This is a genomic window from Aureimonas sp. AU40, assembly GCF_001463785.1.
Taxonomy (GTDB): Bacteria; Pseudomonadota; Alphaproteobacteria; order Rhizobiales; family Rhizobiaceae; genus Aureimonas.
In genome coordinates this window covers 84,501-103,992 of record NZ_BBWL01000041.1, presented here as the reverse complement: position 1 = coordinate 103,992, position 19,492 = coordinate 84,501, and the positions used below count along the sequence as shown (strand labels likewise).

17 protein-coding genes and 1 pseudogene are annotated in these 19,492 nt (G+C 66.5%); 12 read left to right on the top strand and 6 right to left on the bottom strand.

Annotation, left to right across the window (positions count from 1 at the left end):
• Positions 1–30 precede the first annotated feature (30 nt).
• Complete coding sequence (gene fabD / locus AUL32_RS14085; RefSeq protein WP_062116842.1) at positions 31–978, bottom strand: ACP S-malonyltransferase; 948 nt, start codon at positions 976–978, stop codon at positions 31–33.
• A 410-nt stretch (positions 979–1,388) separates the two neighbouring features.
• On the opposite strand from fabD, the gene rpsF reads away from it, so the two are divergent.
• The 11 genes from rpsF (at position 1,389) to AUL32_RS14030 (ending at position 12,676) form a co-directional block, all read left to right on the top strand.
• Entirely contained in the window at positions 1,389–1,832 is a 444-nt protein-coding gene (gene rpsF / locus AUL32_RS14080; protein ID WP_061976401.1) for a 30S ribosomal protein S6, read from the top strand.
• A complete protein-coding gene (gene rpsR, locus AUL32_RS14075) occupies positions 1,832–2,080 on the top strand; it encodes a 30S ribosomal protein S18 (protein WP_019995679.1) in 249 nt (82 codons plus the stop codon). Before rpsF ends, rpsR begins: the two co-directional genes overlap by 1 nt.
• A gap of 194 nt (positions 2,081–2,274) precedes the next feature.
• Positions 2,275–3,252, top strand: coding sequence for a hypothetical protein (locus tag AUL32_RS14070; protein WP_244497873.1), 978 nt, complete (start codon positions 2,275–2,277; stop codon positions 3,250–3,252).
• A 17-nt stretch (positions 3,253–3,269) separates the two neighbouring features.
• Positions 3,270–3,845: a 50S ribosomal protein L9 gene (rplI, locus tag AUL32_RS14065; RefSeq protein ID WP_062116038.1), complete on the top strand. Its 576-nt coding sequence runs from the start codon at positions 3,270–3,272 to the stop codon at positions 3,843–3,845.
• Between the two features lie 164 nt (positions 3,846–4,009).
• On the top strand, positions 4,010–5,272 hold the full coding sequence (locus tag AUL32_RS14060) for an SAM-dependent methyltransferase (RefSeq protein ID WP_062116036.1): 1,263 nt from the start codon (positions 4,010–4,012) through the stop codon (positions 5,270–5,272).
• A 150-nt stretch (positions 5,273–5,422) separates the two neighbouring features.
• Positions 5,423–6,907: a replicative DNA helicase gene (locus AUL32_RS14055; protein WP_062116033.1), complete on the top strand. Its 1,485-nt coding sequence runs from the start codon at positions 5,423–5,425 to the stop codon at positions 6,905–6,907.
• Between the two features lie 22 nt (positions 6,908–6,929).
• Positions 6,930–8,072: an alanine racemase gene (gene alr, locus AUL32_RS14050; protein ID WP_062116031.1), complete on the top strand. Its 1,143-nt coding sequence runs from the start codon at positions 6,930–6,932 to the stop codon at positions 8,070–8,072.
• Positions 8,073–8,076: 4 nt separating this feature from the next.
• Positions 8,077–9,465: a DNA repair protein RadA gene (gene radA / locus AUL32_RS14045; protein ID WP_061976407.1), complete on the top strand. Its 1,389-nt coding sequence runs from the start codon at positions 8,077–8,079 to the stop codon at positions 9,463–9,465.
• 79 nt (positions 9,466–9,544) lie between these two features.
• Positions 9,545–10,183 carry a CvpA family protein gene (locus AUL32_RS14040; protein ID WP_061976408.1) on the top strand — a complete coding sequence of 213 codons (639 nt, stop codon included), beginning with the start codon at positions 9,545–9,547 and terminating at the stop codon, positions 10,181–10,183.
• A gap of 213 nt (positions 10,184–10,396) precedes the next feature.
• Complete coding sequence (purF, locus tag AUL32_RS14035) at positions 10,397–11,848, top strand: amidophosphoribosyltransferase (RefSeq protein WP_062116028.1); 1,452 nt, start codon at positions 10,397–10,399, stop codon at positions 11,846–11,848.
• A gap of 87 nt (positions 11,849–11,935) precedes the next feature.
• A complete protein-coding gene (locus AUL32_RS14030; protein WP_062116025.1) occupies positions 11,936–12,676 on the top strand; it encodes an SDR family NAD(P)-dependent oxidoreductase in 741 nt (246 codons plus the stop codon).
• A 51-nt stretch (positions 12,677–12,727) separates the two neighbouring features.
• On the opposite strand, the gene AUL32_RS14025 is transcribed toward AUL32_RS14030, so the two are convergent.
• The 5 genes and pseudogenes from AUL32_RS14025 to AUL32_RS14005 all read right to left on the bottom strand — a co-directional run bounded on the left by AUL32_RS14025 (position 12,728) and on the right by AUL32_RS14005 (position 18,152).
• Positions 12,728–13,282 (bottom strand): pyridoxamine 5'-phosphate oxidase family protein, encoded by a 555-nt coding sequence (locus AUL32_RS14025; RefSeq protein WP_062116022.1) that lies wholly within the window; start codon positions 13,280–13,282, stop codon positions 12,728–12,730.
• Between the two features lie 10 nt (positions 13,283–13,292).
• The gene (pssA, locus tag AUL32_RS14020; protein ID WP_061976412.1) at positions 13,293–14,093 is read right to left on the bottom strand and encodes a CDP-diacylglycerol--serine O-phosphatidyltransferase; all 801 of its coding nucleotides are present in this window, start codon (positions 14,091–14,093) and stop codon (positions 13,293–13,295) included.
• A 4-nt stretch (positions 14,094–14,097) separates the two neighbouring features.
• A pseudogene (locus tag AUL32_RS14015) lies at positions 14,098–14,805 on the bottom strand (phosphatidylserine decarboxylase); the annotation flags it as partial.
• Between the two features lie 120 nt (positions 14,806–14,925).
• Complete coding sequence (locus tag AUL32_RS14010) at positions 14,926–16,776, bottom strand: ABCB family ABC transporter ATP-binding protein/permease (protein ID WP_062116836.1); 1,851 nt, start codon at positions 16,774–16,776, stop codon at positions 14,926–14,928.
• A 203-nt stretch (positions 16,777–16,979) separates the two neighbouring features.
• Positions 16,980–18,152, bottom strand: a complete 1,173-nt coding sequence (locus AUL32_RS14005; RefSeq protein ID WP_082659672.1) for a LysM peptidoglycan-binding domain-containing protein — start codon at positions 18,150–18,152, stop codon at positions 16,980–16,982.
• Between the two features lie 278 nt (positions 18,153–18,430).
• Between AUL32_RS14005 and AUL32_RS14000 the strand changes: the two genes are divergently transcribed.
• A complete protein-coding gene (locus AUL32_RS14000; protein WP_082659670.1) occupies positions 18,431–19,483 on the top strand; it encodes an SGNH/GDSL hydrolase family protein in 1,053 nt (350 codons plus the stop codon).
• The last annotated feature ends 9 nt before the right edge of the window (positions 19,484–19,492 follow it).

Here is a 19,492-nt window from a genome sequence, read left to right as displayed (position 1 = left end):
CTCGAGAAGCGTGGCTTAAGGAAGCTTGGCTTAAACGGCGGCCAGCTTGGCGAGCGCGGCCTCGACATCGGCCGGCGCGCCGATCGAGACGGCCGACAAGCGCTTGTCGATGCGCTTGGCGAGCCCGGCCAGGACCTTGCCGTTGCCGACTTCGAACAGGAGATCGACCTCGGCGTCGGCGAGATAGGTCATGCTTTTGCGCCAGCGCACCTGGCCCGTGACCTGCTCGACCAGCCGCTCGCGGATCTCGTCCGGGTTGGAAATCGCCGAGGCCAGGACATTGGCGACGAGAGGCACGCGGGGCGCCTCGATTCGCGCCTGCGCCAAAGCCTCGCGCATCCGCTCTGCGGCGGGCTGCATCAGCATGGAGTGGAACGGCGCGGAAACAGGAAGCGGAATGGCGCGCTTGGCGCCCTTTTCCAGCGATAGCGCCATGCCGCGTTCGACGGCGGCCTTGGTGCCGGAAATGACGATCTGCCCGCCGCCATTGTCGTTGGCGATCTGGCAGACGCCGCCCTGCCCGGCCTCAACACAGACCTCGGCCAGCGCCGTCTCGTCCAGCCCGAGAATAGCCGCCATCGCGCCTTCGCCGGGAGCGACGGCAGCCTGCATGGCCTCGCCGCGGATGCGAAGAAGGCGCGCGGCGTCGGCCACGGTCAGCGAGCCGGCGGCGGCAAGCGCGGAATATTCGCCCAGTGAATGACCTGCGACAAAGGAAGCACGCGCGCCGAGATCGAAGCCTGACGCCTCCAAGGCCCGCATGGCCGCGACTGAGACCGCCATGAGTGCGGGCTGGGCGTTGGCCGTCAGCGTCAGCTTGTCCTCGGGTCCGTTCCAGATCGTCTCGCTGAGCTTCTCGCCGAGCGCCTCGTCGACTTCCTCGAAAACGCGGCGGCTTTCGGGAAAGGCATCGGCCAGATCGCGGCCCATGCCGACGGTCTGGCTACCCTGGCCGGGGAACACTAAGGCAAGCGTCATCGCCATCCCATTTGCGGTTGAATTTTCGGGGTGAATGGGGGCAGGCTCGCGGACTGTCAAGTTTGAGGTGAGATTTAAGGGCGCAGGCGGCGCATCGAGACACCGCTCCTTTACCGACCGGATGGGTGGAAATTGGCAGTCGCCATGCCCGGCCGATTCGCGCCCCGTCCTTGCCAAGTCCTCCAAAATCGGCTAAGCGCCGCCCGGTATTGTCCGAACCAGCCGGGGGCTGAACGGAAGACGGCTTGCTTTTGCCCGTTGGATGCTTCGCGCATCCGCTTCCCGTGTCCCCGCTCTCGACCGTCTCTAAGAGCGCGCCTTTCCCCATTCGGCCACCCGGCCAACAGGAGAGTCGCAGAGGCTTAGCCGCTGGTTCGACGCAATCGCAACCGAAGGAAAGGCGACACGATATGGCGCTCTACGAGCACGTATTCCTTGCCCGACAGGACATCAGCGGCCAGCAGGTCGACGCACTCGTGGAACAGTACCGCGGTGTGATCGAAGCCAATGGCGGCAAGGTCGGCAAGATCGAGAATTGGGGTCTCAAGACCCTCACCTACCGGATCAAGAAGAACCGGAAGGCCTATTACACGCTGATGAACATCGACGCGCCGTCGGCGGCCGTCGAGGAGATGGAGCGCCAGATGCGCTTCAACGAGGACATCCTGCGTTACCTCACCGTGCGCGTCGAAGCGCACGAGGACACGGCCTCGGCCATGATGCAGAAGCGCGACGACCGTCCGCGCCGTTCGGACCGTGACGGCGGCGACCGCCCGCGTCGCGACCGCGACGACCGTCCGCGCCGTGACGACGACGATCGTCCGCGCCGTCCCCGCACCGAGGAGGCCGCATAATGGTTGACGTGGCTCAGCTCCCGACCCGGCGTCCGTTCCATCGCCGCCGCAAGTCCGATCCGTTCGCGGCGAGCGATTCGCCGAAGATCGACTACAAGGACGTCCGTCTCCTGCAGCGCTACATTTCCGAGCGCGGCAAGATCGTTCCGTCCCGCATCACGGCGGTTTCCCAGAAGAACCAGCGCGCTCTGGCCCAGGCCATCAAGCGCGCCCGTTTCCTGGGCCTCCTGCCCTACGTCCTGAAGTAAGCTCAGACCCCTCCGGGGTTCGGCTTGGAATTCGGCGCGCGGCGGTTTCTCCGCCGCGCGCCGAGGCTTTGACGAAACGCCCGGCTTCGGGCGTTTCTTCAAAGCCTCCAGACGATCCGGTTCCGTTCGGCGCCTCCGGTTCGTGACGATCAGCCGAGTTGGGGCCCAGCCGGAAGGCATGGCCCCTAACTGCCATGATGCAGGACAGCGAACCCAAGTCGATGAATCCAAGAGCCCTCCTGATCGGACTGCTGGCCGGCCTCGCCTCGGCCCTTCTGTTCGCCGGCCTGGTGACCCAGGCGTCGAGCGCGGTCGGGCTTGCCTTCGTCGCCCCGGTTCCGATCCTGATCGCCAGCCTCGGATGGGGCAGCACGGCCGGCTTCGTCGCCGCGCTGTCCGCCTTCGGGGCGGTGGCCGGCGCGCTCGGCTCGGTCTATGCCGGCCTCTCGATCCTTCTCAGCGTCGGCCTTCCCGCTGCCATTCTCGGCCATATCGCCGGCCTGGCGCAGCCGATCGAGGCCCCGACAGGCTGGAAGGACAAGGGACCGGCCCTCCTCTGGTTTCCCCTGTCGCGCATCCTCTTCGCGACGTGCCTTCTCGCGGCGCTGGGCTGCCTCGCGATGGGCTGGCTGATCGGCTACGACCCGAGCGATCTCGCGCCCGCCGTCGCGCAGGCCCTGTCGAGCGAGGCGGCGTCCTCCGTGCCGCCCGAGCAGCTGGCGGAGCTGGCGCGTTTCGTCGTCAACGTCATACCCTATGCGCAGCCGGCCTTCCTTGTGCTGACGCTGGTCGTCTGCCTGTTCGTGTCGGCGGCGATCGTGCGGGCCAGCGGCCGCTTGCCGCGCCCAAAGGACGACATTCCGGCAAGCGCCGGCCTGCCGCGCATGGCGCTCTTCGCCTTCGCCTTCGCGCTGGCGCTCTGCTTCACCGGCGGCTCGGCGGCGCTGGTGGGCGCCGTGTTCACCGGCGCGCTGGGCTGCGCCTTCACGCTGGTTGGCCTAGCCGTCATGCACCGGCGCTCGCGCGGCCGCGCGGCCCGCGGCCTGCTGCTCTTCACCGCCTATGCGGCGATCGTGCTTCTTTCGATCCCGCTTCTCGCCTTCCTGGCTCTCGGCCTGTTCGAGACCGCGAAATCGCCGGCCCAAGCGGCCGACACCAACCAACCCCGCTAACCCTTAGGAAAAAGACCATGGACGTCATTCTTCTCGAGCGCATCAACCGTCTCGGCGGCATCGGCGACACCGTTCGCGTCCGCGACGGCTTCGCCCGCAACTACCTCCTCCCGACCGGCCGTGCGCTTCGCGCCAACGAGGCGAACCGCGCCAAGTTCGAGTCGCAGAAGGCCTCGCTCATCGCCCGCAACGAAGAGCGCCGCACCGAAGCCCAGGGCATCGCCGGCACGCTCAACGGCAAGACCTTCGTGATCGTGCGCTCGGCCGGCGAAACCGGTCAGCTCTACGGTTCGGTCTCGGCGCGCGACATCGCCGATCTGCTGCGCGACCAGGGCTTCGCCGTGAACCGCAACGCGGTCGAGCTGAACCTGCCGATCAAGACGATCGGCCTGCACACGGTCTCGCTGGTTCTTCACCCGGAAGTCGACACGGCGATTAAGGTCAACGTCGCCCGTTCGCCGGACGAGGCAGAGCGCCAAGCTCGCGGCGAGCTCCTGACCTCGGCCGAGGCGATCTACGGCAACGACGAGGACGAACTCCTCGAGGACGAAGCCGAAGAGACCGAAGGCGAGAGCGAAGAAGAGCAGGCCTGATCCTTAAGATCGGCTGAGCGATCCACCCGGCGGCATTCCGCTGGGTCAAAAATTTCAGGGAAGGCGGGCTGAAAACCATCAGTCCGCCTTCCCTTTTTTGTGAGTTGCGTCATCCTATTCACGAATCGGCCCACACGGCCGCCGGGTGGTCAGGAGGCATTCGCATGTATCCTCTGCTCTCGCTTTTCCTGCGTCGACTCATTCGCAGGGGCGATCTCGTGCTTGAAACCGTGGACGGGACGCGCCATCGGTTCGGAGATGGCAGCGGCCCGCCGGTGGTCATGCGCCTGAACTCTCGCCGCGCCGAGCGCCTGCTCGCGCACAACCCGGCTTTGACGCTGGGCGAATGCTACATGAACGGCGACCTCGACATGACCGAGGGCGGGATCATGGGTCTCCTGACCCTCGTCTCGGAGAACGCAGGGGCCGATCCCACGAACGAGGTCTGGATGCGCGCCTGGGAGCGGCTGCGCCTCATCTGGCGCCGCGTCGTCCAGAACAACGTCCCCGCGCGCGCCCGCCACAACGTCGCCCATCATTACGATCTGTCGGCCGAGCTCTATTCGCTCTTTCTCGATCCCGACCGGCAATATTCCTGCGCCTATTTCGAGCGGCCGGACCAGTCGCTCGCCGAAGCGCAGCTCGCCAAGAAGCGCCATATCGCCGCCAAGCTCCTTCTCGACCGGCCGCATCTCGACATTCTCGACATCGGCAGCGGCTGGGGCGGTCTGGCGCTGTATCTCGCCGATGTCGGCGACGCGCGTGTCACGGGCATCACCCTGTCGGAAGAGCAGCTCTCCTGGTCGAGGCGGCGGGCGGTGGAGGGCGGGATCGACGATCGCGTCTGGTTCGAGATGCAGGACTATCGCCATGTCCAGGCGCGCTTCGACCGGATCGTCTCGGTCGGCATGTTCGAGCATGTCGGGCGGGATTTTTACGATGCGTTCTTTCGGCAGGCGCACCGCATGCTCAAGCCCGATGGGGTCATGCTGCTGCACACAATCGGCCGGCTGGACGTGCCGGCCAACACCAACAGCTTCATCAGCCGCTACATCTTTCCCGGCGGCTACATCCCCTCGCTCTCCGAAATCACGCCGTCGCTGGAGCGGGCGGGTCTCTTCGCGACCGATATCGAGGTGCTGAGGCTCCACTACGCCGAGACCTGCCGCGCCTGGCGCTTGGCCTTCGTCGCGCAGTGGGACCGCGCGCGGGCGCTCTACGACGAGCGCTTTTGTCGCATGTGGGAGTTCTATCTCGCGATTTCCGAAGTCGGCTTCCGCTGGCAGGGGCTGGCCGTGTTCCAGATACAGATCACGCGCCGGATCGACGCCCTTCCCATCACGCGGGACTACATGGTGGACGCCGAGCGGCGGCTGCGCGAGCGGGACGCGGTGGCCCGCGCGCCGTCGCTGGAGCGCACCGGGTGAAGGCTCGGGAAATTCACAGCTTATCCACCGCTTGTCCTCGCGTGCGGCGTGGGGACGCGGTGAATCTTTTCCGCTGGGCCTCGCGAAATTGGTTCTCGATGCCGATCTCCTGTAGAAGGGTTCCCTACCCTACGCATGGAGTGCAAGAGAATGGCGGAAGCCGCGCGCAAGTTCGAGGAGGAGCAGCCGCTCTATCGGGAAGCCCCCGCGAACATCGAGGCGGAGCAGGCCCTCCTTGGCGCCATCCTGGTCAACAACGACGCCTATTACATCGTCCATGACTTCCTGAAGCCGGAGCATTTCTTCGAGCCGATCCATCGCGAGATCTTCTCCAAGGCGGGCACGATGATCCGCATGGGCAAGGTCGCGACGCCGATCACGCTCAAGACCTTCCTGCCGGCGAACGACCGCGTCGGCGACATGACCATGGCGCAGTATGTGGCGCGCCTCGCCTCCGAAGCCACGACCATCATCAACACGGCCGACTACGGCCGCGCCATCTACGATCTCGCCATCCGCCGCTCGCTGATCTCGATCGGCGAGGAGATGGTGAACGTCGCCTTCGACGCGCCGGTGGACGCCGAACCGCGCAAGCAGATCGAGGAGGCCGAGCGCGCGCTCTATCAGCTGGCCGAGACCGGGCGCTACGACGGCGGCTTCCAGTCCTTCGGCGACGCCATGGCCCAGGCCATCGAGATGGCCGGCGCGGCCAAGGATCGCGACGGCGGCCTGTCGGGCATTTCCACCGGCATTCGCGAAATGGACAAGCGCCTCGGCGGTCTGCAGCCCTCCGACCTGATCATCCTGGCCGGGCGACCGGCCATGGGCAAGACCTCGCTCGTCACCAACATCGCCTTCAACATCGCCTCGGCCTACGAGCCGGCCGAACAGGCCGACGGCTCGCACAAGGCCAAGAACGGCGGCGTCGTCGCCTTCTTCTCGCTGGAAATGTCGGCCGAGCAGCTGGCGACCCGTATCATTTCCGAGCAGAGCGAAGTCTCTTCCTCGAAGATCCGGCGCGGCAACATCACCGACGCGGAATATTCCAAGCTCGTCGCCTGCACCGAGATGATGCAGAAGGCGCCGCTCTATATCGACCAGACGGGTGGCATCTCGATCGCGCAGCTCGCGGCTCGCGCCCGGCGGCTCAAGCGCCAGCGCGGCCTCGACGTGATGGTGATCGACTACGTCCAGCTCATGCAGGGTTCGGCCAAGACGTCCGGCAACCGCGTGCAGGAAATCACCGAGATCACCACCGGCCTCAAGGCTCTAGCCAAAGAGCTGGAAGTGCCGATCCTCGCCCTGTCGCAGCTCTCGCGTCAGGTCGAATCGCGCGATGACAAGCGGCCCCAGCTCTCCGACCTTCGCGAATCGGGCTCGATCGAGCAGGACGCGGACGTGGTGATGTTCGTCTATCGCGACGAATATTATCTCCAGAGCAAGGAGCCCAAGCCCGGCACGGACGATCACATGAAGTGGCAGCAGGAGATGAACGAGGCCCGGGGCAAGGCCGAGGTCATCATCGCCAAGCAGCGCCACGGCCCAACCGGCACCGTTCCCCTCGCCTTCCAGGCGGAGTTTACCCGCTTCTCGGATCTGGCGGAGGAAAGCCATCTGCCCGAGCGGTTCGAGTAGCAAGCAGACCAGACTGACAGCCATGATGCATCCCATTCTGTCCGCCGTTCCGTTGAGCGGTCGCGGCCCTTTCGTCACGATCGACGGCTGGGCGCTGAAATCCAACTGGCGCCATCTCGCCAATCTCGCCGGCGGCGCGCGCACCGGCGCCGCCGTGAAGGCCGATGGCTACGGGCTCGGCGCGCCGCTCGTCGCCAAGGCGCTGTTCGCGGCCGGCTGCCGCGAGTTCTTCGTCGCCTGGGCCAGCGAGGGCGTTCAGGTGCGCGAAGCCCTGGCCAACACGAATTGCCGCATCTTCGTGCTGCAAGGCATGGACGCGGAAGCGGCCGAGCTCTGCCGGCGCTTCCGGCTCATTCCCGTACTCTCGACCTTGGACGACGTGCGCCTCTTCGCGGAGGCCGGCGCCAGCGCCCTGCCCGCGCCGGCCGCGATCCAGTTCGAAACCGGCATGAACAGGCTTGGATTGGACGAGGCGGATGCGCGCAAGGCGCTCGCCATCGCGCGCCAGGGCGGCTTCGACGTGGCCTTGGTCATTAGCCATCTCGCCTCCGCCGATGATCCCGCGTCGGCGCAGAACGAGGAGCAGCGCCAAAGCTTCGAGCGGCTGGCCGCGCTGTTTCCTCACACGGCGCGCTCGCTGGCCAATTCCGGCGGCGTGTTCCTCGGCACGCCTTTCCATTTCGATCTGACGCGGCCGGGCATCGCGCTCTATGGCGGCGAAACGCGGCTCGATCCGACCGGCGCCCTGCGCCCAGTCGCGACGCTCCATGCCCGCGTTTTGCAGGTGCATACGGCGACGCGCGGCGAGGCGGCAGGCTATGGCGCGACGGCGCGGCTGGACCGCGCGACCCGCATCGCGACGGTCGGCATCGGCTATGCCGACGGCTATCCTCGCACGGCTTCCGGCGTCACGCCTTGGCGCACTGAGGAGCCCGCGCCGGACATGGCGATTGCCGGACATCGCGCTCCGGTTCTCGGACGGATCTCCATGGACATGACGCTTCTTGACGTGACCGATCTGCCGGAGGACGCCGTGCGGCCGGGCGAGGTCGCGGAAGTGTTCGGCCCGACCATTCCGCTGGACGAAGTGGCGCGGCGCTGCGGCACGATCTCCTACGAACTCCTGACCCAGCTTGGCGCCCGCGTCCAGCGCTTCGCGGTCTGACCGGATGGCGAAGCTCAAGACCTCCTTCATCTGCCAGAATTGCGGTTCGGTTTATTCGCGCTGGATGGGCAAGTGCGAGGCCTGCGGCGAGTGGAACACGATCGTTGAGGAGAACGACACGGGCGGCATCGGCGGCGGGCCGTTGAAGTCGCGCCGCAAGGGGCGCCCGGCCGCGCTCCTGCCCCTGTCGGGCGAGATGGAGGAAGCGCCGCGCATCGTCTCGGGCATTCCCGAGCTCGACCGGGTGACCGGCGGGGGGTTCGTGCGCGGCTCGGCGCTCTTGGTCGGCGGCGATCCAGGCATTGGCAAGTCGACGCTCCTGATGCAGGCCGCGGCCGCGCTGGCGCGCGGCGGGCACCGGGTCGTCTATGTGTCGGGCGAGGAGGCGGTGGCGCAGGTGCGCCTGCGCGCCCAACGGTTGAAGGCCGACGACACCAGCGTCATGCTGCTGGCCGAAACCAATATCGAGGACATTCTGGCGACGCTCGGCCAGGAAAAGCGGCCCGACCTCGTCATCATCGATTCGATCCAGACCGTCTGGACCGATATGGCCGAATCCGCGCCGGGCACGGTGACGCAGGTGCGCTCCGGCGCGCAAGCGCTGATCCGCTATGCCAAGTCGAGCGGCGCGACGGTGATCCTGGTCGGCCATGTCACCAAGGAAGGCCAGATCGCCGGCCCTCGCGTGGTCGAGCACATGGTGGATGCCGTTCTCTATTTCGAAGGCGAAGGCGGGCATCACTATCGCATCCTGCGCACGGTGAAGAATCGCTTCGGCCCGACCGACGAGATCGGCGTATTCGAGATGGGCGACGGCGGCCTTCGCGAAGTGCCGAACCCGTCCGAGCTGTTTCTGGGCGAGCGCAACGGCAAGTCCCCGGGTGCGGCGGTCTTCGCCGGCATGGAGGGCACGCGCCCCGTGCTGGTGGAGATCCAGGCGCTGGTCGCGCCCTCGCCGCTCGGCACGCCGCGCCGCTCCGTGCTGGGCTGGGACGCGCCGCGTCTCGCGATGGTGCTCGCCGTGCTGGAAGCCCATTGCGGCGTTCGGCTAGGCCAGCACGACGTCTATCTCAACGTCGCGGGCGGCTATCGCATTCATGAGCCGGCGGCCGATCTCGCCGTCGCGGCCGCGCTCGTGTCGTCGCTGTCGGGTCGGCCGCTTCCGTCCGACTGCGTCTATTTCGGCGAGATCAGCCTGTCGGGCTCGGTGCGTCCGGTGAGCCACGCCGCGCAGCGCATCAAGGAAGCCGAGAAGCTCGGCTTCCGGCGCTCGGTCATGCCCTCGACGTCGGGCGAGGCGCCCAAGCCGAGGGACGTGGAGACGCTGGAAATCGAGACCCTGCCGCATCTCGTCGCGGAGGTTGCGGGTCGCCAAATCGAAGTCGAGACTTGATTTTTCGCCGCATCGCACGGCAAAGAACCCTGATCGGGCGGACTGACGCCACCAACAGCCCGCCGAAGGCACGGAACCGATGACCCTGACGCTTCTCGATGCGATCCTCGTCGCCATCATGCTCGTTTCGGCGCTGCTCGCCATGGTGCGCGGCTTCTCCCGCGAGATCCTGTCCGTCCTCAGCTGGGTGGCCGCGGCGGCGGCAGCCTTCTTCTTCTACAAGCAACTGACGCCCTTCGCCTCGCAATACATCCACAACGAGAAGCTGGCGATGGCGGCCTCGGCCGCCGGCATCTTCTTCGTGACGCTGCTGATCGTCTCCTTCATCACGCTGAAGATCGCGGACTTCATCATCGACAGCCGGATCGGCGCGCTGGACCGCACGCTCGGCTTCGTGTTCGGCGCCGCGCGCGGGCTGCTGCTCGTGGTGGTCGCCATGGTGTTCTTCAACTGGCTGACCCCGCCCGAAGGCGGCAACCAGCCGGCCTGGGTCATGCAGGCCCGCTCGAAGCCGATGCTGGACGAACTCGGCACCAAGCTCGTCGCCGCCCTGCCCGACAATCCGGAAGCCACGATCCGCCAGCGCTTCGAGGGCGCAGCGCAGCAGCCCGCCGGTACGGCCACCCCGGGCAGCCCGGCGGCGTCCGACCAGCCCGCCTCGATCGAGGACGCGATTCAGCAGGAAGAGGAACAGCCGGCGGAAGCACCGGCCAACTGACAGGGCGTCCCGACGATCCGGCGCGCCTGATCGACGCCATGCGGGACGAACAGCGAGGAAGCGGCGAGCGCCCTTCCTTCCGAACGAAGAGCGGCTCGGGGCGCCAAGGTCCCGGGCCTTTTAGGTTTTTCATTCGTGTTTCAGGAGCCGACCCCCTATATGACAAATGGGTGGCGGCCAGTCGGAAACGGCGTGCAGGGAAAGTTCGAGCGCATGGACGAGACACCTTTCGACGATGACAGCCTGCACGAAGAGTGCGGCGTTTTCGGCATTTTCGGTCGCGCGGATGCGGCGGCGGTGGTGACGCTCGGGCTTCATTCCCTCCAGCATCGCGGCCAGGAAGCGGCGGGCATCGTCTCGTTCGACGGGAAGCAGTTCCATGTCGAGCGCCATGCCGGCCTGATCGGCGACACGTTCACCAAGCAGTCGGTGCTCGAACGCCTGCCCGGCGAGGCCGCGATCGGCCACACCCGCTACGCCACGACCGGCGGTGGCGGCCTGCGCAACGTGCAGCCCTTCTTCGCCGAGCTTTCGGCCGGCGGCTTCGCCGTCGCGCATAACGGCAACCTGACCAACGCCATGACCGTGCAGCGCGAGTTGCAGCGGCGCGGATCGATCTTCTCGTCCACGTCCGACACCGAGACGATCCTGCATCTGGTAGCAACCAGCGCGGCTCGGCATTTCAACGAGAAGCTGATCGACGCCCTGTCTCGGCTCGAGGGCGCCTATTCGCTGGTCGGCATGGCGCCCGGCCGCATGATCGGCGTGCGCGATCCGCTCGGCATCCGCCCGCTCGTGCTCGGCGAACTCGAAGGCTCGCTGATTCTCGCTTCCGAAACCTGCGCGCTCGACATTATCGGCGCCGATTTCATCCGCGACATCGAGCCAGGCGAGATGGTGACGATCACCGACGCCGGTCTGGAATCCACTTTCCCCTTTCAATCGCGCCGCTCGCGCTTCTGCATCTTCGAGTATGTCTATTTCGCCCGACCCGATTCCAATGTCGAAGGGCGCAATGTCTACGAGATCCGCAAGCGGATCGGCGCGGAGCTCGCCCGCGAGAGCAAGGAGATGGGTGACATCGTGGTGCCCGTTCCTGATTCGGGCGTGCCCGCCGCGATCGGATATGCGCAGGAGGCCAAGCTTCCTTTCGAGCTCGGCATCATCCGCAACCACTATGTCGGCCGCACCTTCATTCAGCCGACCGACTCGATCCGCCACATGGGTGTGAAGCTCAAGCACAATGCCAACCGATCGATGATCGAAGGCAAGCGTGTCATCCTGGTGGACGATTCGATCGTTCGCGGCACCACCTCGCAGAAGATCGTGCAGATGGTGCGCGAGGCCGGCGCCAAGGAAGTGCACATGCGCATCGCCTCGCCGCCGACGCGTGCCTCCTGCTTCTACGGCGTCGACACGCCGGAAAAGTCCAAGCTCCTCGCCTCGCGCATGACGATCGAGGAAATGCGGGACTATATCCAGGTCGACAGTCTCGGCTTCGTCAGCATCGACGGCCTGTATCGCGCCTCCTTTGAGCCGGAGCGCAACCCGCACGCGCCGCAGTTCTGCGACGCCTGCTTCACGGGCGACTATCCGACCGCGCTGACCGACTTCGACGGCGCGGACAATGTGCGCCAGCTCTCCATGCTGGGCGGCAACGGCTGAGCGGGTTCAAACCCGCCCTGCCATGAGCTAGACAGGCCGCTTGAAGGCGGCCACCGGGCCGCCCCGAACCGGGGGGCTCAGCGGCTCATGGCAGGACAACTCGAAGGGCGCGTCGCGCTGGTCACCGGCGCGTCGCGCGGCATCGGCTATCACCTCTCCAAGCTTCTGGCGGCGGAAGGCGCGCATGTCGTGGCCGTCGCCCGCACCGTAGGCGGATTGGAAGAGCTGGACGACGAGATCAAGGCGGCCGGCGGCTCGGCGACGCTGGTGCCGCTCGACCTCACCGACATGGCCGGTATCGACCGGCTCGGCGGCGCGATCAACGAGCGCTGGGGCAAGTTGGACGTTCTGGTCGCCAATGCAGGCGTGCTCGGCATCCTGGCGCCGATCGGCCATATCGAAGCCAAGACCTTCGACAAGACGATGACGATCAACGTCAACGCGACCTGGCGCGTCATCCGCTCGGTGGACCCGCTCCTGCGCCTATCGGACGCCGGGCGCGGCATTGTCCTCTCCTCGGGCGCGGCCCATTCCTGCAAGGCGTTCTGGGGGCTCTACGCCGCGAGCAAGGCGGCGGAGGAAGCGCTCGTGCGCTCCTGGGCCAACGAGACCATCAACACGCCGCTGAGGGTCAATTCCGTCAACCCTGGCGGCACCCGCACGGCAATGCGCGCCTTGGCCATGCCGGGCGAAGACCCGGCGACGCTGCCGAGCCCGGCCGAGGTCGCAGCCAAGATCCTGCCGCTCGCCTTCCCCAGCCTCACCGAGACAGGTCAGTTGTTCGACGTGCGCAAGAACCGCTTCCTGCGCTATCGCGACCCGGAATGAGTAGGCTCCTCCCGGCGGCCTACGGCAGCCGGGAGTCCCCAACCTGATCGATTAGGCTTCCTCGAAGCCGGTCGGCAAGCCGTCCATGCTGATAAGGTTCTTCTCCTGGCGATAGGCGCGCAAGCCATCCTCGCCCTTGGCGGCGGCCCAGCGATCCAGCGTCGGTCGCTCGCCGGCTGGCTCGAACAGGGGCACGCCGAAACCGCAGGAGGTCTGCACGAGATTCACCGCAAGGAAGACGACCTGCCGGGCGCCAAGCGGTTCCTCGCCGCCATAATGGGCGTCGAGAAAGGCGCGGTAGCGCTCCGACCCGCGAAAGGCCACGTCTCCGCTCCCATAAAGGCGCAAGATCAGCGGCGGACCGTCGAAGGCGCAGAACATGATGGTCAGCCGCCCGTCGGCCTTCAGATGCGCGGACGTTTCGCTGCCCGAGCCGGTCAGGTCGAGATAGGCCACCTCGTTCGGCCCGAGGCGATGCAGATGGTCGGTCGGGCGCGGCGAGATATTGACGCGCGTTCCCTCCGCCGCGGATGCGGTGAAGAAGATGCGCTGCCGGTCGATGAACTCCGCCACACGCTCGTCGATCGCGGGAAACTGCTTGGCCATGGAGTCGACCTCAGGGGTTTGCGCCGGCGTGCGCCTGCTCCTGCCGGCGATAGGCGCGGATGGAGAAGGGTATCGCGGCGTAGTAGGCGATGGCCGACACCGTCAGCGTTTCCCAGAAGAAGCTGAGCAGCAGGCCGATATAGAGAACCACGACCAACACGATCCAGACGAAATGATCGCGCCGCACCGGCAGGCCAATCGTCTTGCCCGAGAAGGTCGGGATTCGGCTCGCCATCAGGAGACCGACGCAGACGAGATAGATCGAGGCGAAGGCGCCCGAGACTTCCGGCATGTTGAAGTTGCCGGCAAACGTCAGATAAACCGGAAATAGAGCGAGTCCCGCTCCCGCCGGCGAAGGTACGCCGGTGAAGTAGGCGCTCTTCCAGGCCGGCCGGTTCGGCTCGTCCAGCATCGTGTTGAACCGCGCGAGACGCAACGCGCAACCCGCGATGTAGAGAAGCGCCGCGATCCAGCCGATCGAGCCGACCGCGTGCAGCGAATGGGCGTAGAGCAGCAGCGCCGGGGCGACTCCGAAATTAACGATGTCGGCGAGAGAATCCATTTCCGCGCCGAAGCGGCTCTGGCCGTTGACGAGGCGCGCGATGCGCCCGTCGATCCCATCCAGGAAGGCCGCGCCGAGAACCAGCCCCACCGCCAGCTCGAACCGGCCTTCGAAGGCGAAGCGAATGCCCGTCACGCCGGCGCAGATCGACAGGATCGTGATGATGTTCGGCAGGACCTGCCGGAAGGTGACGCGCGAAGCGGGCGCGCGCTGCGTGATCTCGTCGCCCGGGGGGATCGCTCCGCTCATCGGATCAATCCTTGCGCCAGGAGACATGGGCCGTGTTGACGGCGAATTCGGCGATCACCGTTTCTCCGGCGATCGCCGTCTGGCCTTCCGCGACGCGCGCCACCGTGCCGTCCGGCAGGTAGACGTCGAGGCGCGAGCCGAAGCGAATGAGGCCGAAGCGCTCGCCCGCCTCCAAATGGTCGCCGGTGTGAGAGAAGACCACGATGCGCCGCGCAATGGCGCCCGCGATCTGGACCACGCCCACCTCGCCGCGCGGACTCTCGACCACCATGGAGGACCGCTCGTTCACCTCGCTCGCCTTGTCGAGCTCAGCATTGGCGAACTTGCCCTCCTTGTAGGCGATGCGCGCGATGCGACCGCGAACCGGAACGCGGTTCACGTGGCAGTTGAAGACGTTCATGAAGATCGAGATGCGCAGCAGCGGCTCTTCGCCGAGGCCGAGCTCGGCCGGCGGCACGACATGGCCGACCAGCGACACGCGCCCGTCCGCCGGGCTCACGACAAGATGATCGGCCACCGGCGTCACACGCTCAGGGTCGCGGAAGAAATAGGCGCACCAGAGGGTGAGCACGAGGCCGATCCAGAACAGCGGCTCCCACAGGAGCCCGAGCAGAACCGAAGCGACGAAGAAGCCGGCGATGAACGGGTAGCCCGCCCGGTGGATAGGCACCAAGGCGTTTCGGATCGAGGCGATCATGTCCATCGGGGAATTGGTCCTTCGCTGCGCGGCGCGGCAACGAGGCCGTTGCCGCCGGGAACCGACACATAGGGAGAAACGGGCCGGCGCTCAACGCCGTCCCGTCGGGTTTGGCGGCCTGGGGCCGCCTTGCGGTCAGACCGTCTCGGCGGGTCGTTTGCGCTCGAGCACGCCGAGCGCATCCGCCTCACGGGCGCGGCGCAGCGTTTCTTCGGCTTCGCTTTCCTCGCGCTGCATGCGCCACATCTCGGCATAAAGGCCGCTTGCGGCGAGTAGGTCGCGATGCGATCCGCGCTCCACGATGACACCGGCCCGAAGCACGATGATCTCATCGGCGTCCACGATGGTGGAGAGCCGGTGCGCGATGGTCAGCGTCGTTCGCGAGCGCGAGACGAGCTGGAGCGCGCTCTGAATCTCCTGCTCGGTGTGGGTGTCGAGTGCCGAGGTGGCCTCGTCCAACACGAGGATCGGCGGACTTTTCAGGATGGTTCGGGCGATTGCCACACGCTGCTTCTCGCCGCCGGAAAGCTTCAGGCCGCGCTCGCCCACCATCGTGTCGAACCCGTCCGGCAGAAGCTCGATGAAGCGCGAGATCTGCGCCAGATCGGCGGCGCGCGTGACATCCTCGTCGCTCGCCGAGGGTCGGCCGTAGCGGATGTTGTAGCGGATCGTGTCGTTGAACAGCACAGTGTCCTGCGGCACGATGCCGATGACCTTGCGCACGCTTTCCTGCCGGACCTCGGAAATGTCCTGCCCGTCGATTGTGATGCGGCCGGAATCCAGATCGTAGAAGCGAAAGAGAAGCCGCGAGATGGTGGATTTGCCGGCGCCCGACGGGCCGACGATCGCCACCGACTTGCCGGCCGGCACTTCGAAGGACACGCCGCGCAGGATCTGCCGCTCGGGATCGTAGCCGAAGCGCACGTCCTCGAAGCGGATGGCGCCCTGCCCGACCACGAGATCCCTCGCGCCCGAACGGTCCTGCACCTCCTGCCGGATATGGAGGAGGTTGAACATCTCCTCCATGTCGGTCAGGCCCTGGCGGATTTCGCGATACACGAAGCCGATGAAGTTGAGCGGCACGGAAAGCTGCATGAGCAGAGCGTTGATGAAGACGAAGTCGCCCAGCGTCTGCGTGCCCGCGCGCACCTCCATGGCCGACATGACCATGGCGATGCCCATGCCGGCGGAGAAGATGACGCCCTGGCCGAAGTTCAGCCAACCGAGCGAGGTCCAGGTTTCCGTCGCGGCCTTCTCGTAGCGCGCCATGGATCGATCGTAGCGCTCGGCCTCCATGGTCTCGTTGCCGAAATACTTGACGGTCTCAAAATTGAGGAGCGAGTCGATCGCCTTGGTATTGGCGTCGGTGTCGCTGTCGTTCATCTCGCGGCGGATGGTGATTCGCCAGTCGCTCGCCTTGATGGTGAACCAGCCGTAGAGAACCACGGTTGCGGTGATGACGACGAGATAGGACAGGCCGTAGGTGAAGCCGAAGATCGCCGCCGTCAGCGCGAATTCCAGAAGCGTCGGCAGCGTGTTGAGGATCGTGAAGCGCACGATCGTCTCGATGCCTTTGGTGCCGCGCTCGATGATGCGGCTGAGCCCGCCCGTGCGCCGCTCCAGATGGAAGCGCAGCGAGAGCTGATGCATGTGGACGAAGGTCTGATACGCCAGAATGCGAACGGCATATTGCCCCACCCGCGCGAAGAGCGAATCGCGCAGTTGGTTCAGCGCGACGGAGACGACGCGGGCGATGTTGTAGGCCACGACCAGCGTCACCGCGCCGGTCAGCACCAGCGGCAGCCAGCCGGAGGCAGAGTTCACGCCGTTCAGCGCGTCGGTCGCCCATTTGAAGAAATAGGGAATGCCGACTGTCAAAATCTTGGCCAGCACGAGATAGAAGGTGGCCCAGAGAACGCGGGCCTTGAGGTCGGGTCTCTCCTGCGGCCACATATAGGGCCACAGGTTCTTCAGTGTGCGCCACATGGCGCCGCTGTCGCCGGAAACGGCTTGGGGCTTCGTGTCGGACAAGGGGACGATCCAATGTGATGGCGGCAAAGGCGTCGCCGCACCGGCGGCTCTTGCGCCGCCCGCTTTGGATCGGTTCTAGTCCCGTGCCCGGCCGGAGGCCAGTCCCCTTCGCCCTTGCTTTGGTGAACGCACCGGCACGCCGGCTCAGGCAGAACGGCTCAGCCGTTCTTGTCGGGAACGCGGAAGACCTGGCCGGGATAGATCCGGTGCGGATTGCGGATCTGATCGCCATTGGCGAGATAGATCACGGTGAACCGGCTGCCCTGCCCATAAGCGTTGCGGGAGATGCGCCAGAGGGTATCGCCCTTGCGGATGATGACGCGCGCTTCGACGCGCTCCAGCGCCGGCTGGAGGGTTGCACCGGATGTGGCAGCGACATCGGCGCCCGCTTCGCCCGGGGCCGCAGCGGCAGTCGCCTCGGACGGAGCCGGCGCGATTGCAGCGAGCGGGGCTGTGTCCGGACGGTTGAAGGGAACCTCGACACGCGCCACGACGCGGCCCGCACCGTCCACCTCGTCGGCGCGCACGACATGATCGCCGACCGCGACGCCCGCCAGGGCACTGGCGATGAACCGATCGCCCACGCCGCCCTCGGTTTCCGAAACCAGCGCGTCGTCGAGATAGATGCGCACCTTCGAGCGCTCGCTCGCGGCCCCGGCCACGAAGAGCTTGCCGTTCTCGGCTTCGACCGCCTCGACCGACAGCGTCCTCGCCGGAGCGCCAGCGGAGACCGGTGGCGTCGCATCCGGCGCCGGCTGCGCGGAGGAGACCTGCGTGCCCGCACCAGACGGGTCAGCCGGCGTCCGATCCTTGGTGGCGGCGGGCTCGGAGGCAGGCTTCACCAGTATTTCCGAAGCCTCGCCCGGCCGCTGCAGCATGACCAGCAGCTCGCTCTCGCGCCCCTTCTCCGGCACGTTGACGATGGCGGTCTCACCCGACGCGGCGTCGGAAGCGCGACCGGTGTCGTTCAGCGCCAAGCGATGCTGGCCGACGGGAAGCGTGAGATCGAGGGCGAAGGCGCCGCTGGCGTCGGTCTTCACCTCGGCCAGTTGCTCGGTTCCGTTCTGAAGGCGCACGGTGGCATTCGGCGCCGCGCGCCCTGCAACCACGGCCGCGCCATCGGGCTCCACGCGCACGATATCGAAACTCGGCGCGGGGGCTGTCGTCGCTTCGGCCGCCTGTTCGGCTGGCGCAGTTGCCGAGGGAGCGACCGTCGAGGATGGCGCGACACTCGCCGGCGCCGGCTTCTCGGTCGAAGCGAGCTCCGTGCGCGGTGCTTCGAACAGGCCGAAATGCCAGCCGCCGGCAAACGCGGCGACCGCAATGGCCAATATCGAAACTCCCATACGCGCGTTCATGCTCTTGCCGCCAATTTGAGGTAAAAAATTGATTACTAAGGGAGTTTATCCCCGCAACTTTCCTACGGCAATGCGTTTTGGCGCGGTAAGGTTATCGCGGGGAAGCCGGGCAGTTGCTCGGGTCTTCTCTCACCTCGTCATGGTGACAGCCAAGCAACACGGGCTTGCCTGGATTCACCTTGTCTTCCGTTGCTTGTCACGCCGGGCGGAAACCGCCCTAAACTCCCACCCGGTCGCCAACAGGAGCATCCATGCCTCAGCCCGCCCGTGCGGCCATCCTCTCTCTCGCTCGCGCGCTTGGGTCAAGCGCGATGCTCCTGGCCTGTGTCTCGGTTGCTGAAGCCGAGATGGTGGAGCGGCCCGGACGCTGGATCGGGCGCGTGAATGAGAGGGAGCGCTTGTTCAGCTGGCCGGGCAGCGGCTTCGCCCTCAGATTCCAAGGTCGCCGGTTGGAACTCCGCCTCCAGACCGATGGCGAGAACAGTCTCGTTGCCCAGATCGACGGGGAGCGGCGGCGGATCGACCTCGCGCCCGGCGCTCGAAGCTACACGCTGTTCGATGGTGCTGCCGGTCGACACGACGTGCGGCTATTCAAGCGCACCGAAGGCGATGTCGGCCAAGTCGGCTTTCTCGGCGCCGAAACGGACGGGCATTTCCTTCCGGCCCCGGCGCCGGAACGGCGCGTTCTCGTGATCGGCGATTCGATCTCGGCGGGATACGGGATCGAGGGCGCTGGACCAGACTGCCCGTTTTCGCCGGGCACGCAGGACCAGACGCAGACCTATGCCGCCCTGGCCGCCGCGCGCTTCGAAGCGGAGACCACGACGCTGGCCGCCTCGGGCCGCGGCCTCGTTCGCAACTACAGCGGCGCCAGCACCGGCACGATGCTCGCGCTGATGGACCGCGCCCTGCCCGGCGAAGCGCGGCCGACCGCGCCTGCCCCCGGCCCGTTCGATCTCGTACTCGTGCATCTCGGCACCAACGATTTCAGCGGCGAGGACAAGCCGGAGGGGTTTGAGAAAGCCTATGTCGAGCTTCTTCAGACCCTCCGCCAACGCTACCCCGAAGCGCCGATCTACGCGCTGCTGGGGCCCATGCTCGGGCCCGAGCGTTTCACTGAGGCGAGCCGGGCGATCGAGGGTGCGGTGGCGAGCCGGCGCGGAGCGGGGGACGAGGCGGTGCGCTTTCTCGCCTTTCCCCCGCCCCCGTCTTCCTTCGGCTGCGACTGGCATCCCGGCTTGGCGGCGAACCGCGAAATGGCCGATCGTCTGGTTGCGCGCCTGAAGGCCGATCTGGGCTGGTAGCGCCAGCAG

Coding starts and splice junctions, on each gene's coding strand:
- AUL32_RS14040 (WP_061976408.1), top strand. CDS start 9,545: ATGACCCTGACGCTTCTCGATGCGATCCTCGTCGCCATCATGCTCGTT.
- pssA (WP_061976412.1), bottom strand. CDS start 14,093: ATGAGCGGAGCGATCCCCCCGGGCGACGAGATCACGCAGCGCGCGCCC.
- AUL32_RS14070 (WP_244497873.1), top strand. CDS start 2,275: ATGATGCAGGACAGCGAACCCAAGTCGATGAATCCAAGAGCCCTCCTG.
- AUL32_RS14010 (WP_062116836.1), bottom strand. CDS start 16,776: ATGTGGCGCACACTGAAGAACCTGTGGCCCTATATGTGGCCGCAGGAG.
- AUL32_RS14025 (WP_062116022.1), bottom strand. CDS start 13,282: ATGGCCAAGCAGTTTCCCGCGATCGACGAGCGTGTGGCGGAGTTCATC.
- rpsR (WP_019995679.1), top strand. CDS start 1,832: ATGGTTGACGTGGCTCAGCTCCCGACCCGGCGTCCGTTCCATCGCCGC.
- rplI (WP_062116038.1), top strand. CDS start 3,270: ATGGACGTCATTCTTCTCGAGCGCATCAACCGTCTCGGCGGCATCGGC.
- radA (WP_061976407.1), top strand. CDS start 8,077: ATGGCGAAGCTCAAGACCTCCTTCATCTGCCAGAATTGCGGTTCGGTT.
- purF (WP_062116028.1), top strand. CDS start 10,397: ATGGACGAGACACCTTTCGACGATGACAGCCTGCACGAAGAGTGCGGC.
- AUL32_RS14000 (WP_082659670.1), top strand. CDS start 18,431: ATGCCTCAGCCCGCCCGTGCGGCCATCCTCTCTCTCGCTCGCGCGCTT.
- AUL32_RS14060 (WP_062116036.1), top strand. CDS start 4,010: ATGTATCCTCTGCTCTCGCTTTTCCTGCGTCGACTCATTCGCAGGGGC.
- AUL32_RS14055 (WP_062116033.1), top strand. CDS start 5,423: ATGGCGGAAGCCGCGCGCAAGTTCGAGGAGGAGCAGCCGCTCTATCGG.
- AUL32_RS14030 (WP_062116025.1), top strand. CDS start 11,936: ATGGCAGGACAACTCGAAGGGCGCGTCGCGCTGGTCACCGGCGCGTCG.
- fabD (WP_062116842.1), bottom strand. CDS start 978: ATGACGCTTGCCTTAGTGTTCCCCGGCCAGGGTAGCCAGACCGTCGGC.
- rpsF (WP_061976401.1), top strand. CDS start 1,389: ATGGCGCTCTACGAGCACGTATTCCTTGCCCGACAGGACATCAGCGGC.
- alr (WP_062116031.1), top strand. CDS start 6,930: ATGATGCATCCCATTCTGTCCGCCGTTCCGTTGAGCGGTCGCGGCCCT.